The organism is Shewanella marina JCM 15074 (genome assembly GCF_000614975.1).
Taxonomy (GTDB): Bacteria; Pseudomonadota; Gammaproteobacteria; order Enterobacterales; family Shewanellaceae; genus Shewanella; species Shewanella marina.
This window is the reverse complement of the sequence record NZ_BALM01000001.1, coordinates 87,290-103,397: the sequence shown is the minus strand read 5'-3', so window position 1 is coordinate 103,397 and position 16,108 is coordinate 87,290. Positions and strand designations below refer to the sequence as shown.

Here is a 16,108-nt window from a genome sequence, read left to right as displayed (position 1 = left end):
GTATCCGAAACGTCTAAATCTAAAAATTAGATATATTTTACCGCGATGATCTCGAAATCTGTTTGGCCACCAGGCGTGTTAATGGTGACTTCATCATCAAGGTTTTTACCAATCAAGCCACGGGCAATCGGCGAACTTACAGAGATTAGATTCTCTTTAATGTTTGCTTCATCCTCGCCCACAATACGATAAGTGACTTCTTCATCAGTATCTAAATTTAAAATTGTCACAGTCGTGCCAAAAATAACACGGCCCGTATTTTCCATTTTAGTGACATCAATAATTTGTGCGTTTGAAAGCTTACCTTCAATATCGCGAATACGCGCTTCACAAATACCCTGCTCTTCACGAGCTGCGTGATATTCAGCGTTTTCTTTTAAATCGCCTAGCTCACGAGCTGTTCCAATCGCGTCAGTAATCTGCGGACGCTTTTCGAATTTAAGCATATCTAATTCTTTACGCAGCTGTTCAGCACCAACTAATGTCATCGGAACTTTATTCATTTATTTTCTCTCCTGTAAAGCAAAAGCACCCTCTGCCAAGTAGTGACTAAGCAAATATTTATTTTATTTGAAATTGTACTTAATTACTGTCTGTAGTTGTAAGCACTGTAATTTATAAGCACTAACTAAAAGGGTGCAATTAACTCAAGCTAATTGATGTTAGCTTACTCAACCTTGGCTTCAGTTACTAGGCGTTAGCGCAAAAATTTGTGCTTTGTAGCAAATGTAGAACTATAGATGATTAAATTTACAGCAAATATAAAACAATCTGATTTTACTGATAGTAAAAAGCAAACAATCATATTTCATCATCAAAAAATAGTATTGATCATTTTAACGAGTAGCATCCACTCTACAACCAAGCCATTAGCTAACGACTTAAAATAACATATACAACATAATTAAAACCAATGCGACAACTGAAAAGACGTGTCGGTTACAATCAATCAATTACTTTGACAATTCTAATTTAGCTCCATAAAATCCGCTGCCTTTTGAGCAAAACAACTATCGCTCATAAAATAACCAAATAATATTGACCTAAATTATCGCTTACCGTGTCGCTTTTTTGCTCACAAAAACATAAGCGGTAAACTCTGTTTTTGAGACCAACATGATAAAATTCAGTAAACCCGTACAGATCCTAGCTGCAGGCTTCTGTATCAACCTTTGTATGGGTATTTTGTACGCGTGGAGCGTATTTAAACAGGCCCTTGTAACAGATCTTAATTGGTCAAATGCAGATGCTTCTATGCCATATACCATTGGTGTTATTAGCTTTGCATTATCATTACTTGTTGCTGGCATTCTACAAGACAAAATGGGTCCTCGCCGTGTATTGTTGCTCGGTATCACCATGGTCGGTTTAGGTATGATCGTTTCAAGCCTTGCCACCAGCCCGCTATTGCTGACGCTAAGCTTTGGTGTCATGACAGGCTGTGGTATTGGTTTTGGCTATGCTTGCCTTGCGCCATCAGCAATGAAATGGTTCCACCCATCGAAAAAAGGCCTAGTTAATGGCTTAATTGCTGCAGGTTTTGGTTTAGCTGCAGTTTATTTAGCACCATTAACATCAACTCTGATTGTTCATTTTGGTATTAATCAAAGCTTCCTAATTCTTGGTATTGCGATTTTAGTTATTGCGATCCCATTAGCATGTACTATTTCAAACCCACCAACAGACTATGTCCCTGATGCGCCTAAAGGCTATCAAGGTAGCATTAAACCTGCACTAAACATTAGCTGGAAAATAATGATTAAAACCCCACAGTTTTATTCATTATGGGTAATGTATGCTTTCGCCTCTGCTGCTGGTTTAATGTTGATCGGTAACATCACCTCTATTGCCGCAACCCAAGCAAATATCACTCAAGCGGCTTACCTTGTTGTGATTTTAGCTATCTTTAACTCAGGTGGCCGTGTTGCAGCAGGTATCTTGGCAGATAAGATTGGTGGCCTAAAAACCTTAATGCTCGCCTTTATCATCCAAGGCATTAACATGCTAATGTTTGCCACTTATGAATCAGATCTAGCCCTAACTATCGGCGCTGCATTAGCCGGTATTGGTTACGGTACCTTATTGGCGGTATTCCCAACCATTACGGCTGATTTTTATGGTTTGAAAAATTACGGTGCTAACTATGGTGTACTTTATACTGCTTGGGGCATCAGTGGCTTTATTGGTCCGGTAGTGGCAGCTATTGCTGTAGATACCACAGGTTCTTATGAACTTGCCTATGGTATTTGTGCCGCAATGCTAGGTGTTGCAGTTGCATTGTCTTGGTTTACTAAGCCCGTTGATAGTGAAACTTTAGTTGAACAATCTAATCAAGATAATAGTGCATTTGCATAACATCGAATTGATTCAATATTAATGCGGCCTTAGTGCCGCATTTTTTCTGTGCGCTTGTTTACATTTTTTTATATTCACATTTGCCATTATTCAATTATTAGATTGATAACTCAAATATCAGTAAAATATATTTCTATATATTAATTCTGTACCTATCCGACATTTTAACACTGCCATATCCATTAGGCTAATTAGCAATAATTAAATTTAAAGCAATATCAAAATACCCCAACGTAAAGTTGTTTCCTCTTATTTGGTATGTTTGTATTGTAAAAGGCCTGATATATGAACTCGTTTTTTGCTGATAATAAATTATATATTGCAACTGATAGCCTTGATTGGGTGATGAATAAAGCCATTAGCCAATCTTTATCTTTATCAACGGCTATGCCTCTCAACACTCATAACGATCATGTACCTGAAAAGCCAATTGAAACACTCTATATTCATATTCCGTTTTGCCACACCTTATGCCGATTTTGTTCGTTCCACAAAGTTAAATTTAACCATGATTTAGCTATGCAATACTTCCAATCATTAAAGCAAGAGATTACTCATGTATTACAACAAGGTTATCGCTTTAATCGAGTCTATATTGGTGGCGGCACAACAACTATTTTAGAAGACGAATTAATTAAACTCATTGAGCAAATAAAATCAACAACTCATATCAGAGAAGTCTCGTGTGAAAGTGATCCAATCTATTTTGCTGAGGGCAATCCGCAACGTTTAGTGGGTTTAGTCGATCGAATGTCAATTGGTGTCCAAAGTTTTAATGATCAAGTATTAAAGAATACAGGTCGTTATGAGAAATTTGGTAGTGCCGCCCAGCAAGCTGAATATATCTTGCAAGCTAATCAATTATTCCCAACGGTTAATATGGATTTAATGTATGGCTTTAAAAACCAAACGATAGACGATGTTGCATATGATATTGAAATAGCCAAAAGCATAAATCCAGCGCAAATTACCACTTATCCTCTGACATTAGGTATAGGCAAAAACCGTAAGAAAGCTGGCGTGCTAGCAGGGAACCCGCATCAATTATGGCCTTTATTTCAGCAGGTAAAATCAAGCTTAGCGGATCATTATCACCAAGAATACCCTTGGACATTTAGCCGTATTCAACAAGCAACCGATAATAAATATGTGCTTGATGGTGAAGATTGCTTTGGTGTTGGTTCAGGCGCCTTCGGCCGATTTGGCAATCAGTTTAGGATCTCAAGTTTTAATATTGAACAGTACATTGAATTAATTAATCGCCACAATAGCGGCACAACCCATTATAAAATGATTGATGATAAAGCCTTAATGCAACACCAATTAATGATAATGATGGGTCATGGTTACCTCAATAACCATGCATTTAAACAACATACTGGCAAGAGCTTATGGCAGGCATTCCCACTAGAATTAAGCTTCTTAATTTCAATCGGTGCATTAACCAAACAAGGGCAAGACTATCGCACGACTGAACATGGTGAATTTGTTGCCTTAAAAATGTTTACAGGCTTCTTATCAGGTATGGACTGGTTAAGAGAGCAGGCCCGAGAAATTAACAGTGACCAATACGCTATCACGTTATAACTCCCCTACTTAATCACGATTGTAGGTAACCAGCGTAATTCAGGCTCCGACTCATCCAAATCGACTAATTTAATTGGAGCTTGAATTTGCTCGCTTGGCGCTGCAATGATATTTAAATCAACACTATGTGCCAGCCCTTCAATCTGCTGCTGTGAGTTGATCTTTAATTTGTAATAGATACCATTCCATAAATTGGCGCCAAAGCTGCCTTTAGGTTTATACATAAATAATAAATCGTGCTCTAGCCATGCTAGATCTGTCTGCGTTATAAAATGCGGATTATGATATGGATAGGGAATATAGCACCAGAGCTCTGGCCCCTCGAGACACTTCATCTCTTTCATTGATAAAAAGTAATCTTTAAAGGTATGAGTATCAATATCTAGCTGATACTTAATCTTGCCCTCCTGTTCAGTAAAATTAATCTTACCTATTTGATGGCTTTGCTGATATTTGTCATATAAGTAAATATATTTAGTACCACTCATATCAGCAAAACAACTGCTGCTTATCAATAACAATATCCATATAAAGCGACTCATACCTAATGACCTAAAATGAGTTAATAACCCATAAGTTTAATCAAGCCTAATTAACTCCGCATTATTAATTGGCATCATTAGGTTCATTCATTAGCATCACTTTGAAGCTTAATAACGACTATGCAATGATATCTAATCCACTCCACCATCTAGGCTCGATATGAATAAACGGATTTTTAAATACGCTCGAAAATTACATAAATGGTTTGGCTATATGTTGGCACTGCAAATTTTACTTTGGTTAATAGGCGGGTTAGTCATGAGTGCGATTCCATTAGCGTTAGTTCATGGAAAACATATTGCGACTAAACATATAACAAACCCTCTCAATATCGATGATTACTTAATTGATATTAATGCAGTTACCCAACAATACCCACAATTACAACAACTGCTTTTTAGTCACCGTTTAAATCAAGCTATTATTGAAGTCATCACCCCAAGCAAGCGTATTATTATCGACGCGGTGACAGGTCAATTAGCCGTTCCTTTAAGCCAAATTGAAGCACAAACCATCGCTAAGCAGCACTATCTTGGCAGTGGCTCAATTCAATCAAGTCAATACTTAGCTAAAGGTCCAAGAGAAACTGGTTATAAACCACAGCTATGGGCCATTCAATTTGACGATGTCTACCGTAGCACCCTCTATATTGATGCCAATTCAGGTCAGCTGCACACCATAAGAAGTCATATTTGGCGCATTTTCGATTTTTTCTGGATGTTACACATTATGGATTACGATGAGCGAGAAGATTTTAACAACCCACTTTTAATCAGTTTTGCTAGCTTTTCAGTGTTGTTTTGCTTAACCGGAATATTATTGCTCTTTCAACAAATAAAACCTTTTAGAATCAAGCGTAAATAACCGTCTAAGTCTCCAATTAAATAATCTAATTTATGCTGAAAAAGCGGTTTCATTCTGACAGACAAGAGCGCACAATAATTAAACAACAATAAACTTGTGCGCTACACCACATTTTATGTAATTACTAGTTGTTTAATGCCTGTTTAAACCTAAAATTCGGCAAAGTTAAGTACTTTTGTAGTATGTGTAACAATTTTGCGTTTTAGTTTGATGTGAGTTAAGGATAGACAATCATGAATTTTAAAGTATTCGCTGGTATCGGCATTGTTGCGGTAGGCTTTGCTATGTTGCACACCTTTTATGACAGAATGGATCCAGTAATGGATAAACTTAACTTAAATGCATGGCAAGCTATATTAATATTATTAACAGGTATCGCGTTGTTTTGTTTATTTTCAAAACGATTTTTAGGTTTAACCGTCGTCATGCTAATGATCACTTTTAGCGTAATACAACATAATCAAGCAGAGCCAAAAATCGAACCAACCCACGCCTCAACATGGCAGCAATTACGTTAATATAATTTCTTTTAAGGCTAGGTAAATTTGACATTTATTTAGCCAAAACTGACAATCTAAGAATACATTCAGGGCAGGATGCCCAATGAACGGCAATGGACATGTATTCTAATACTAGTATTTCATTTTTATCCTCATTAAGTAATCCCAATACTGATAACGGCAAACGTTATTTCAGTCTCTTAACCTTCACTGTAATCTGTTCTATTTTATTGCTATTCATTGAGCATGAATATCCTACTGCGTTACCGATTGGTAGTCCTCAATTATGGTTAATTGAACTATTTTTCCTACTGGTTTTTAGCCTAGATATTGGCTTACAACTTAAAACAATTAACCGCCGTAGCCCACAAGAACTGGCACAACTTTTTGCTGAAATTCTAGCGACACTGCCTTCATTGTTAGTGGTACTACAACCACTGGGTATTATTGATTCTAATGCCATTGATATGTTGGTGCTATTACGATTATTTCGATTACTTAGATTAGTGAGGCTATTGCGCGTGGGTCATCAGCTCACTGAAGTATTTGGTACTTCAGTTCTGACTCTTGTATTTGGCACCATGGCAGTCCATTTAAGTATTAGAGTACTACTACTTGAACTCAATAAGGTGACCGATTTTGATATTTTTACCTATTCAAATAGCCCATCACTTTCTATTGCAGTGACATCGGTCGGTGCCGTATTTGGTATTGCATTAGCAATCACCTTTGGCATCGTAAAACGTAAACAATTAGAGATTACCGAATTACATCGCCAAGCCATGGACAATCTAGCCGCCTTTGAACGTGATATCGAACTATTAGGTAAAGAACAGCACAATATCCCATTTACAGAGTGGCGCAGCGATCTGCAGAAATTCCTTAATGAACAACTCTCCTACTCACTGATGAAGCAACATACCAATCGCCTGCTGCATCAAATTCGAGTCGCTATTATAGATAGACCCAGTATGGATGTGCCCTATCACCGTGGTTTAGTACCAACTATGACTGCTTTTTTTAGTAAAACACAACTGGTGTTCCATCCTGCGTTTTACAAATGGATGAATCGCATTGCCCATCTCTATTTCCTATTAATCCTCTTTGCAACCGTAGGAATAACTGGCATCGTGGTACAAATGTTGGTCATTTATGTCTTTCAAGGATTAGTGGTCGTCATTGATGATATGGACCATACCATTGATACCGAAGTGGTTATCTTTAATGCCAAAATTCTTGATGAGTAACTTTTTTCATAAGTTAATAAATACATAAATGTCTCCATTTTAATCACTCGATCGTTATTAAAATAAGACGACAGTCTTAATCTCGATTTTTACAAAAGGAGTTTATATGAAAGATTATATGCTGATTTATAAAGGCGGCGATCCTGATTGGATGGACCATACTTCAGAAGCGCAAATGGCTGAAGTAATGCAGCAATGGCAACAGTGGCTTGGCGACTTGGCTGCCAAACAATTACTGGTTTCAGGTGGATCGCCATTGGAATACTCAGGCAAACAAATTAGCCTGATGGCGTTGTCACAGATATTGCTGCAGCAGAGTTTAAAGAGTTAGTTTCAGGCTATTCAATTATCAAGGCAGAAACTATTGAGCAAGCGGTCACTTTAGCTAAACAATGCCCAGTACTTCACAGCCCGGATGTAACCGTTGAAGTAAGAGAAGTTGTTAATCTCGACTAGCAGCCAATAGGCGCTCTATTTGTGACATCATTTGTTGATGTTCAATAGCAGTGCCTCCTTGCTTTTGTGCTTGCTCAGCTAATAAATAAGCTTGCTGCTTATGCCCTAACTTAGCTTGTATATGTGCCTGTGTGGCTAACGGCATATAGGATTGGCGCAATAATTTATGCTCAGCGGCTTGCTCAACCACTAATAACGCCGCTAATTCATCTCCAGCATATGCCATTGCGATGGCCTGATTCAGTCTAATGATAGGTGATTGAGTTAACTTAAATAAATGCTGATAACAAGTCACAATTTTAGGCCAATCAGTATCAGCAAAACTCTCTGCTTGGCTGTGAATTTCAGCAATTTGTGCTTCATAATAAAAACGGCTACTCCCCCTATCAGCCATTTTTTTGGCCTGCGACATGAAAAAATAGCCAGTATTTAAATACTGTTGCTGCCAGCAACGACGATCTTGTAAATCAAGAGGGATAATATTACCTAACTGATCTGTTTTAGCATCAATTCGAGCAATCAAAAAATGCATTAATGCAAACAGTGCAAGGCTGTCACGATGATAGAAACGACTGTCATCAACTAATAGTTTAAGCAACCCAATCGCCTCTTGGCAACGCTGTCTATTTGAGTCCTTATCAGCCGATTTACCATAAAATCCCTCATTAAATAACAGATATAAAATAGTATGCACACTGGCTAAAGCCGCCGGTATTTGTTGCTCATCAGGAATACAAAAGTGATGCTCTCGTAGTTGTTGTTTGGTTCTTAATAATCGCTTTTTTACTGTGCTTTGCTCAATAAATAACGCATCGGCAATCGCGCCCGTCGACATACCGCATAATACATTTAATACAAAAGGTAGACGATTCGCAGACTTGATATCTGGATGGCAGCACATAAACATCATGCGCAGTTGATCATCTTTAATATTATCAGCCTCAAATTCAAATTGAACCTGCGCAGTTAGTGCCCACTCACTGGTTAATAACTGTTGTAAATCAGTTGCGTATTTTAATTGAGTACGATTAGCACGGATGATATCAATGGCGCGGTTTTTAGCGGCTTTAGTCAGCCAAGCTTGAGGTTGTTTAGGCATTCCTTGTTGCTGCCAATGCGTTAATGCTTGGGCATAAGTGTCATGTAACACATCTTCAGCAATTTGCAGTTGGTGAGCACCAAATATACGGGTTAACACAGCAAGCAGTTGTGGTGAATGACTTATATATAACTGCTGTAGCGCGTGCTCTATGTCATAGTTCATTAACAGATACTCATCAGCTACCCCTTAACACCATAACGACTATTGTTACTCATTAGCAAATTTAGACAATAAAAAAGCGAACTGAAATAGTTCGCTTTTAAAGTCGTTATCGATTAACTAATTGTAGCTTAACTCATTATCTATTAATCAGTTATTCCAAGGATTCACTTTATTGTCAGTACTTGGTTTGGGTTTACTGCTACGAACAGCACTCTCTTTACCACGCTCAGCAGATTTACCTTTATTCAAGGTTAACTGCCCTATTTTAGGCTTAGGCGTACGCGGCTTTTTAGTGGTCGTGCTAGGTACCTTACTGTTCGCATATGGATCACGGCTATCGCTCGCTTTAGCTTCTTTTATTGCTTTAGCATCATTTTGTTTTTTTGCTTTCGGCACATAGTTTAAAATTGATACAGGCATTGGCTTTTTAGGTGCAAAACCTTCAACTTCGACGCGATCAATAATGTGCCCTAGCTTACTTTCAATTGCGCAAAGGTTCTTAAAGTCATCTTTTGATAAAAATGATACCGCTTCACCCGTAGCACCAGCACGGCCTGTACGACCAATACGATGAATATAGTCAGATGCAGGAAATGGTAAATCGTAGTTCACCACAAGCGGTAAATCGTCAATATCAATACCACGAGCAGCAACACCCGTAGCGACTAATAAACCCACTTTTCCGGTTTTAAAGTCAGCCAGTAATTGCTCACGAATCGCTTGGCTACGACCACTATGAAACGCCTCGGCAACAATGCCACGTTTCTCAAGTTGGCTAACAAGCTTAGCCGCGCCTTGCTTTGTTTCAATAAAGATTAATGCATGCTGCCAATTATGCTCTTGGATCAACTGGCTCAATAATGCCGACTTTTTATCTTTATCAACCGCAACCAACCACTGCTTAATTTTAGGCTTAGCATCGTTATCGCTAATCACTGATATTTCTACAGGCTTAACAATGGCCGTCTTCGCTAAAGCACGCACTTGATTATTCAAAGTGGCAGAAAACAGTAAACTTTGTCTAGCTTCTGGTAGCTTTTCTAAAATCTTATTGATGTCTTCAATAAAGCCCATATCTAGCATACGGTCAGCTTCATCAAGTACCAGCACTTCAAGTTCATCAAAATGCACAGCACGTTGAGTATACATATCAAGTAAACGACCAGGAGTCGCCACTAGGATATCAACACCTTCAATTAATGCCTGCTTTTGTGCTTTTGCATCAACACCACCATACATCGCTAATGATGTCAGTGGTAAGTGTTTACTATACAAGGCAACATTACGTTCAACCTGCACGACTAGCTCGCGAGTTGGCGCAAGAATTAAGGCACGCACACGTTTTTTACGTTGCGTCTGTGCTTGACTCAGTTTTTCTAAAATCGGTAATACAAAACTTGCAGTTTTACCTGTACCCGTTTGCGCTGCTGCAATAACATTGCGGCCACTCAGAACTACTGGGATGGTCTTAGATTGAATAGATGTAGGTGTTTGATAACCCAGTTCGGTTACCGCTTTTAAAATAGGATCGCTTAATCCAAGCTTAGAAAATGCCATTGCAGATCTCAGTGAAAATTTGATAAACAGGCTGTCCGCAAATGCGTAACAGGAATGCAGTATGGGGATTATAGCAGCAAATCGAACCGTTTAGCTTTAAATGTTATGGTACTAAAGGGTTCGATCTTACTGTTTTAACCAATAAGCGCACAACGAGTCTCTTGCAACGTTAAAAAGCGGATCACTGAAACGATATAAATGTAGATTAACAATTAATATTTGAATGTCTTCGTTTTATAGAATTAGCCTAACTAAACATTTATTTATAAAATAAAAAACAGACCATTTAAAATAAATAATATTTAAATAAAGTATTACTCTATTAATAACGCCATCATCTGATAGTTAGTTAATAATGTTTTAGTTTCTGTGTTACCTTGACTATCAACCAACATAATTTGCGGCGCATTAATAAACTGATGGGCGGCGATTTCAGAATGAATATCAGGCAAGCTCACCTGATACTCCCCTTGCTTTATATCCGCTTGTAGATAGAGCTTATTTGATGTCGTAAAGCGGCCACTATCTGCACTAGGCCCATGAAACATCTCACGATAACGCACCATGATGAGCTGCTTGCCAGACGTCACTTCAACAGTTTGCCCGTATTGACCATGCTCACCATTAATGCCTTCCACTTCTAATTCAGCCGGAAAAGTGATGGTTGCAGCGACAGTATTAAATGATAACGACAATCCGATTGTAACAAGTAAAGCTGATAACTTATTCATATTAATATTCATCATTAACTCCAATATTGACTAATTTAAAAATCACTAAAAGTAAAAAATAAATGTGTTATATGTGTAATGAATAAGAACAAGTGAACTAATAAAAAATTTCAAACTAATATTAAAAATTTTATTCTGATATAAAAAAGGGGCTGAATGCCCCTGATTAACTAATAACTAAATGTACCACGAATAGGATAATGATTATCAGGATTACGGATCCAAGCGAGCCCGTTGACTAAGGTTTGTAAATCAGGTCGCGTAAATGGATTATTGGCAATATCGACCACATGCAATTGTCCATGCTCATTGACAATAAACAGCCCTGGTTCAGCAAAATTGTGATCCGTTTCTTGTGCGCTACGCGGCACTGAAATATACAAACCTAACTGTTCAAGCTGAGCTTGCGATAAACCATAAGCCATCGCAAAATTGATATCAAGCTGAGTTAGATGCTGTTCTAACTGGCTTTTTGAGTCTGCAGACACCGCAATAATATCAACCCCAATTTCAGCTAACGCCTGAGTATACGACGCTAGTGCATTAAGATATTTGGTGCATAGCGGACAATGTCGACCACGATACACCACTACCGCTTGCCATGTGGCATCACCACTTGGCTGACCCAATGTCACAGCTGAGCCATCAAGCAATGTCGCCTGAATATCAGGAAAAGAGTCACCTGCCTTTAACTTTACTGAATATGTCATATACATTCCTTATGATGAGAATGATTAGAATTTATACCAAGCATCACCATTAAGCTAATAACATAAACAGATAAATAAACATTAAATAAGCTATATGGTAAAACTCTCCTTTACTAAGCCACCTTTTTTGCCAATTCAATCAGTTGATGTCCAAAATATGTTTGCTTACCATCCAAACCAGGCAGTACAAAATAGTAACCACCACCGAAAGGTTTTACATAACGCTCTAACGGCTCTCCATTTAACCGTTTTTGTGTATCGATAAATCCTGTCTTTAGGTTTTGCTGATAACAAACAAAAATCAGCCCCATATCGAGAGCGCCAGTACTGCTGACCCCCAGAGAGTAACTATAACTTCGGCGCCGAAGCTCTGCGGTATAACGATGAGGATTACGAGGCTCTGCTCGACGTATATGAGAGTCAAACAAGATGCGATCTCCGTGGGGATCTTTATCAAACTCCGGTGAGTCTTGCTCATGTTTCATACCGATTGGTGCACCGCTGACTTTGTGACGACCAAAGTCATTTTCTTGATCTTCTAACGGCGTTCGATCCCAAAACTCTAGATTAAAACGAATCAAGCGGATGGCCTGATAGCTACCTCCCACACACCACGCATGGTCCTTGTCATCATCCGTTACCCAAACGATGTCATCCATAAGTTGAGAGCTTTCAGCTGGCGCATTACCCGTGCCATCTTTAAAACCAAATAAGTTAATAGGTGTTGATTGGTTATCGATATTACGTGACGGTAGAAATCCATCCATTTTCCAAACAGGAATAAGGTAAGCACTGGTGTGCCGAATAATATCACGCAGGGCGTAAATCACGCTCTCAGGGCTGTTAGCACAGATTTGTAGTGTGATGTCACCGCCACACCAATCTTGCTCTAATCGATCATTCGGAAAACTCTTCATTTCAACCAAACGCTTAGGTTTAAATGCACTAAAGCCAAAACGAGAATCAAACAAACTCTCTCCAAGTGCCACGGTAATTGTAAGGGCATCTGGTTTTAAGTAACTGCCTAAAATACCGGATTCACGAGGGGGTAATTTGTCGTTAGTGTTGGGCGTAATAGCATGAGCTTGGGTCAAATAGGCGATGCGATCGGTGAGGATTTTAAAGCACTGCTCAAGCTCATCAAGGCTTTCTGTCGTAACATCAAAAGCAATAAATGAGGCATCTTTTTGCTCTTTGGTGATCACCCCAGCTTGATGCAAATCGTTAAACTTGATCACTTTAGCGTAGTCATGGCACGTCTTTGGCGCAGATGCAGCCATACTTGGTAATGTTAAAGCTGCACTACCTGCAGCGATGGCTTTGAGAACATTGCGGCGAGATACAACTGCAGTCGCCAAGTTTTGCGTGTTTTTCATCGTATTTTCACCTAAAACTTATAATACACTGCAACGTCTAATATGGCTCTTAGCGTCGCCAGTAAGTTGGCTTGTTGTGACAATAGGGAATAGAGCTTTTTCTTGTCATGCCAAGTTAGCGCCTCAAAGGTTTTGTATTGACCATTGGCAGTGACGTAATGCGACATAATTGCGTTAATTTGTTGATAATTACGATTAATTTGCTTGAGCATTGACTGCGGAATAAACGCTGAGAGTTCTTCAATAATATGTTGAGAACCTTGCACGTTAGCTGCCATATCAGCGATGTCTGAATGACTATATAGGTTTTCCTTGCCAGCGAGCTTAACTTCAATGGCCATCTCAATGAAATCTGCGGATGATTGCACTAGCTTAGGAATGTCAATTTGCTCTTGTGCTAGCCGCTGCTTGAGATCTCGGCAGTACATCAATAGCTCACCTACCGCATCTTTAGCCGCCGCAAGGTTTTTACTGTCAAATAGCAAGTATTCAACGAGGTGAAATCCTTTAAAACGATAATCTGATGTACCCTGTAAAAAATAACTAGCACGCGAATTAATGATGCGATCTGCATGACCAAACAGCCTAACAATCGGCCTTACTCGCTCGTAGTGTTGATGAGCTTGCACATAAAACTGCTGCGCTTGGGATAAATTACCGCTGCTTAAAGCAACATTAAGCTGATTAAGCAGCGAGATGATTGATGTGATATTTTGGCTGGCATAATCCAATTCTGCTTGAATGGCCTGATGATACTTCGCCGGCGTTGGTATATCACCTTTTGCGACAATAATGTCATCTCCAGTTTGCACCGGAGAACGCAACGCTTTAGCACTAAGCGAAGTACTGACTAATAAGCTTAATAACAAGCAACTAGCCATCAGCAATGGTTTAGCTTTGCTGTTCATTTTTGCTTCCTAAAACCATAAATGAACCCACCACGATCCAGTACAGCACAAAGGTGATCACACTAAGCCATATAGGTTGTGAACGATAAGCAAAGAATGACGCCAGTAAATTGCCAAACACAGTTGAATCATCAATGATTGCGGTGGTATTCCAAGCAGGTAAATAAAGAAAATCGGGCACCGCGTAATCGTATTGGATTAGCAGGTTAATGCTTTCTTCTACACCTCTAAGCAGCAAAGATAGTGCGAGGAAAAGCAAAATGATGCCGGTGATATTGAAGAAAATCTTCCATGGGATAAAGCGCTTAAACAGAGAAAATAGATAAATTGTCAGTGCGGCAAGTGCAATACCGCCAATCACCTCAGCAAAAAACTCTACCGCGTTGTGTGAGTTAAGGTTCATGATAAAACTAGAGAGAAATACCACAATTTCACTGCCTTCACGGGCAATGGCAATGGCAACAATCAAGGTAACGCCCCACCAACTGTGACGCTTAGTTTGCTCGCTGAGGCCAGAGTCCAGTTCAGACTTTAACATCTTGCCCCGACTATTCATCCAACACACCATTTGTACGATCAGCACACAGGCGACAAACTCCATAACAATCATAAAAATGGATTGCTCGGTATCACCAAGCGCGTTGAATACACCGTAGATGATTGAGGCCAGTAATACAGATACGCCGCAGCCAATGACAACCCCAAACCATAGATATTTCATGCCTTGTTGACTGTCAGCGTTTTGCTTAATCCACGCAAAAATAATGCTAATCAACAGCAGCGCTTCAATGCTCTCGCGCCAAATAACAAATGCAACTTGTCCCATTATTCGGCTCGCTCTTTGGCGATGATTTTTCCTGCTGGAAGATCAAGGTGAAAATCATCAAAAAAGGTGTAACTACCAGCACGCAAAGGCGCTATGACGACAACGGAATGAGCGCCCGGGGCGAGCACCTTTTCTTTACGTAATTGCGTACTTTCAAATTCGGCAGGTTGATTGCCAATATTGGATACTTTTATGCGAATGATTTTCCCCGCTGGTACTTCTAAAACCTGCGGGATCAGTTCGCCATTTTTTATTTGCAATTGTGTGGTGAATTTTTCAGTGGCAAACACTGATATGGATGAAATAGTGCACAAAGTGGCAAGAATAAATATGAGAGATTTTTTCATGAGAGATTTCAGTAAAAATTGATATGAAAGGGCTGCAAAGCCCCTTAACTTATCTGAATCTGTGATTCGGAATTAGTAACTGCCTTTGCGGCCAACGCCCGCATAGTTAAATTCCCAAGTTACGTCAAAAGGTTTAAACCATGGCGCAACCCCAGTCTCTTTATCAATATGGCGGCCAAACGCTACTTTCTTGTTGTATGAAGGTGGGTAAATAGTAAAGGTAACTTTGTATTTACCGTCGCCATCAAGCTTAATATTTTTGCCATAGTGAGGGCCATCGCTTGCCACCATTGGCATAAATTCACCTGTTTGTGCCGCTTTATTATCGCCCAGTTTATCTACTGAATATTTAATGGTTAGGTAAGGAATCCACGCACCTTCAGCAAAGCCGTTCGGATTTTCTTCGACAGCATGAATATCAGCTTCAAGGTGAACATCAGACTCTTTAGCAGATAAATTGTGCATATTGGCCATACCGTCCATATCCATGATGATGGGTTGCAGATATACACCTTGGATTTCCATACCATCTTTAATCGTTGGTTGACCCAAAGGATACTCTTGCGCAAAAGCAGAGGTTGAAGCTAGAACCATTGTGGTTAACAAAGCAAGTTGAGCTTTTTTCATATAGCCAGTCCATTATCGAATAAGGGCGCTAATGATATTGATAATTATTCCCACTTAATAGTTAAACATTAATAATGAATTCTGATCTAGCCAAAACTCAATTTTTGATCATTTGTATCAGGCAAATATGAAATGTTTTTATGACAGAGTGAACTTAGATACTAAAGGTTACTGTATGAATGTGGTTGTAATTTAAACGACTTCGTTTGA

At 39.1% G+C, this 16,108-nt stretch carries 17 protein-coding genes; 6 read left to right on the top strand and 11 right to left on the bottom strand.

Translation table 11 applies throughout. The features are described from left to right. Positions 1-26 precede the first annotated feature (26 nt). Positions 27-503: a transcription elongation factor GreA gene (gene greA, locus JCM15074_RS00470; RefSeq protein ID WP_025819326.1), complete on the bottom strand. Its 477-nt coding sequence runs from the start codon at positions 501-503 to the stop codon at positions 27-29. 613 nt (positions 504-1,116) lie between these two features. Between greA and JCM15074_RS00465 the strand changes: the two genes are divergently transcribed. Both JCM15074_RS00465 and JCM15074_RS00460 read left to right on the top strand, forming a co-directional pair. After that, positions 1,117-2,355, top strand: coding sequence for an L-lactate MFS transporter (locus JCM15074_RS00465; RefSeq protein ID WP_025819325.1), 1,239 nt, complete (start codon positions 1,117-1,119; stop codon positions 2,353-2,355). Between the two features lie 285 nt (positions 2,356-2,640). After that, the gene (locus JCM15074_RS00460; protein ID WP_025819324.1) at positions 2,641-3,942 is read left to right on the top strand and encodes a coproporphyrinogen III oxidase family protein; all 1,302 of its coding nucleotides are present in this window, start codon (positions 2,641-2,643) and stop codon (positions 3,940-3,942) included. 5 nt (positions 3,943-3,947) lie between these two features. On the opposite strand, the gene JCM15074_RS00455 is transcribed toward JCM15074_RS00460, so the two are convergent. Continuing rightward, on the bottom strand, positions 3,948-4,484 hold the full coding sequence (locus tag JCM15074_RS00455) for a hypothetical protein (protein WP_037468767.1): 537 nt from the start codon (positions 4,482-4,484) through the stop codon (positions 3,948-3,950). 160 nt (positions 4,485-4,644) lie between these two features. Here JCM15074_RS00455 and JCM15074_RS00450 point away from each other — a divergent pair, with 160 nt between their 5' ends. From JCM15074_RS00450 to JCM15074_RS24480, 4 genes are all read left to right on the top strand, one after another. Continuing rightward, positions 4,645-5,349 carry a hypothetical protein gene (locus JCM15074_RS00450; protein WP_025819320.1) on the top strand — a complete coding sequence of 235 codons (705 nt, stop codon included), beginning with the start codon at positions 4,645-4,647 and terminating at the stop codon, positions 5,347-5,349. A 233-nt stretch (positions 5,350-5,582) separates the two neighbouring features. Next, a complete protein-coding gene (locus tag JCM15074_RS00445) occupies positions 5,583-5,867 on the top strand; it encodes a hypothetical protein (RefSeq protein ID WP_025819319.1) in 285 nt (94 codons plus the stop codon). 101 nt (positions 5,868-5,968) lie between these two features. After that, complete coding sequence (locus JCM15074_RS00440) at positions 5,969-7,096, top strand: hypothetical protein (protein WP_025819318.1); 1,128 nt, start codon at positions 5,969-5,971, stop codon at positions 7,094-7,096. A 106-nt stretch (positions 7,097-7,202) separates the two neighbouring features. Further along, complete coding sequence (locus JCM15074_RS24480; protein ID WP_037468765.1) at positions 7,203-7,427, top strand: hypothetical protein; 225 nt, start codon at positions 7,203-7,205, stop codon at positions 7,425-7,427. A 111-nt stretch (positions 7,428-7,538) separates the two neighbouring features. Here JCM15074_RS24480 and JCM15074_RS00430 read toward each other — a convergent pair whose 3' ends face one another. From JCM15074_RS00430 to JCM15074_RS00390, 9 genes are all read right to left on the bottom strand, one after another. After that, a complete protein-coding gene (locus tag JCM15074_RS00430; RefSeq protein ID WP_025819317.1) occupies positions 7,539-8,816 on the bottom strand; it encodes an RNA polymerase sigma factor in 1,278 nt (425 codons plus the stop codon). A gap of 147 nt (positions 8,817-8,963) precedes the next feature. Beyond that, the gene (locus tag JCM15074_RS00425) at positions 8,964-10,373 is read right to left on the bottom strand and encodes a DEAD/DEAH box helicase (protein ID WP_025819316.1); all 1,410 of its coding nucleotides are present in this window, start codon (positions 10,371-10,373) and stop codon (positions 8,964-8,966) included. 314 nt (positions 10,374-10,687) lie between these two features. Next, positions 10,688-11,104 carry a DUF2057 family protein gene (locus JCM15074_RS00420; RefSeq protein WP_037468835.1) on the bottom strand — a complete coding sequence of 139 codons (417 nt, stop codon included), beginning with the start codon at positions 11,102-11,104 and terminating at the stop codon, positions 10,688-10,690. Positions 11,105-11,274: 170 nt separating this feature from the next. Then, positions 11,275-11,814 (bottom strand): redoxin family protein, encoded by a 540-nt coding sequence (locus JCM15074_RS00415; protein ID WP_025819314.1) that lies wholly within the window; start codon positions 11,812-11,814, stop codon positions 11,275-11,277. A 113-nt stretch (positions 11,815-11,927) separates the two neighbouring features. Beyond that, positions 11,928-13,190, bottom strand: a complete 1,263-nt coding sequence (gene efeB, locus JCM15074_RS00410; protein ID WP_025819313.1) for an iron uptake transporter deferrochelatase/peroxidase subunit — start codon at positions 13,188-13,190, stop codon at positions 11,928-11,930. 11 nt (positions 13,191-13,201) lie between these two features. After that, the gene (locus JCM15074_RS00405) at positions 13,202-14,098 is read right to left on the bottom strand and encodes an EfeM/EfeO family lipoprotein (protein WP_025819312.1); all 897 of its coding nucleotides are present in this window, start codon (positions 14,096-14,098) and stop codon (positions 13,202-13,204) included. Further along, complete coding sequence (locus JCM15074_RS00400; protein WP_025819310.1) at positions 14,082-14,924, bottom strand: FTR1 family iron permease; 843 nt, start codon at positions 14,922-14,924, stop codon at positions 14,082-14,084. The genes JCM15074_RS00405 and JCM15074_RS00400 overlap by 17 nt, the downstream gene beginning before the upstream one ends. Then, positions 14,924-15,271 carry a cupredoxin domain-containing protein gene (locus JCM15074_RS00395; RefSeq protein WP_025819309.1) on the bottom strand — a complete coding sequence of 116 codons (348 nt, stop codon included), beginning with the start codon at positions 15,269-15,271 and terminating at the stop codon, positions 14,924-14,926. The genes JCM15074_RS00400 and JCM15074_RS00395 overlap by 1 nt, the downstream gene beginning before the upstream one ends. 72 nt (positions 15,272-15,343) lie before the next feature. Further along, positions 15,344-15,898 carry an iron transporter gene (locus JCM15074_RS00390; RefSeq protein ID WP_025819307.1) on the bottom strand — a complete coding sequence of 185 codons (555 nt, stop codon included), beginning with the start codon at positions 15,896-15,898 and terminating at the stop codon, positions 15,344-15,346. Between the last annotated feature and the right edge of the window lie 210 nt (positions 15,899-16,108).

What these genes read in the sequence shown, in the direction of transcription:
- JCM15074_RS00455 (WP_037468767.1), bottom strand. Translation starts at nt 4,484, where the DNA reads ATGAGTCGCTTTATATGGATATTGTTATTGATAAGCAGCAGTTGTTTT.
- JCM15074_RS00415 (WP_025819314.1), bottom strand. Translation starts at nt 11,814, where the DNA reads ATGACATATTCAGTAAAGTTAAAGGCAGGTGACTCTTTTCCTGATATT.
- JCM15074_RS00450 (WP_025819320.1), top strand. Translation starts at nt 4,645, where the DNA reads ATGAATAAACGGATTTTTAAATACGCTCGAAAATTACATAAATGGTTT.
- JCM15074_RS00395 (WP_025819309.1), bottom strand. Translation starts at nt 15,271, where the DNA reads ATGAAAAAATCTCTCATATTTATTCTTGCCACTTTGTGCACTATTTCA.
- JCM15074_RS00390 (WP_025819307.1), bottom strand. Translation starts at nt 15,898, where the DNA reads ATGAAAAAAGCTCAACTTGCTTTGTTAACCACAATGGTTCTAGCTTCA.
- JCM15074_RS00400 (WP_025819310.1), bottom strand. Translation starts at nt 14,924, where the DNA reads ATGGGACAAGTTGCATTTGTTATTTGGCGCGAGAGCATTGAAGCGCTG.
- JCM15074_RS00460 (WP_025819324.1), top strand. Translation starts at nt 2,641, where the DNA reads ATGAACTCGTTTTTTGCTGATAATAAATTATATATTGCAACTGATAGC.
- JCM15074_RS24480 (WP_037468765.1), top strand. Translation starts at nt 7,203, where the DNA reads ATGAAAGATTATATGCTGATTTATAAAGGCGGCGATCCTGATTGGATG.
- JCM15074_RS00405 (WP_025819312.1), bottom strand. Translation starts at nt 14,098, where the DNA reads ATGAACAGCAAAGCTAAACCATTGCTGATGGCTAGTTGCTTGTTATTA.
- JCM15074_RS00465 (WP_025819325.1), top strand. Translation starts at nt 1,117, where the DNA reads ATGATAAAATTCAGTAAACCCGTACAGATCCTAGCTGCAGGCTTCTGT.
- JCM15074_RS00425 (WP_025819316.1), bottom strand. Translation starts at nt 10,373, where the DNA reads ATGGCATTTTCTAAGCTTGGATTAAGCGATCCTATTTTAAAAGCGGTA.
- efeB (WP_025819313.1), bottom strand. Translation starts at nt 13,190, where the DNA reads ATGAAAAACACGCAAAACTTGGCGACTGCAGTTGTATCTCGCCGCAAT.
- JCM15074_RS00445 (WP_025819319.1), top strand. Translation starts at nt 5,583, where the DNA reads ATGAATTTTAAAGTATTCGCTGGTATCGGCATTGTTGCGGTAGGCTTT.
- JCM15074_RS00420 (WP_037468835.1), bottom strand. Translation starts at nt 11,104, where the DNA reads ATGAATAAGTTATCAGCTTTACTTGTTACAATCGGATTGTCGTTATCA.
- JCM15074_RS00430 (WP_025819317.1), bottom strand. Translation starts at nt 8,816, where the DNA reads ATGAACTATGACATAGAGCACGCGCTACAGCAGTTATATATAAGTCAT.
- greA (WP_025819326.1), bottom strand. Translation starts at nt 503, where the DNA reads ATGAATAAAGTTCCGATGACATTAGTTGGTGCTGAACAGCTGCGTAAA.
- JCM15074_RS00440 (WP_025819318.1), top strand. Translation starts at nt 5,969, where the DNA reads ATGTATTCTAATACTAGTATTTCATTTTTATCCTCATTAAGTAATCCC.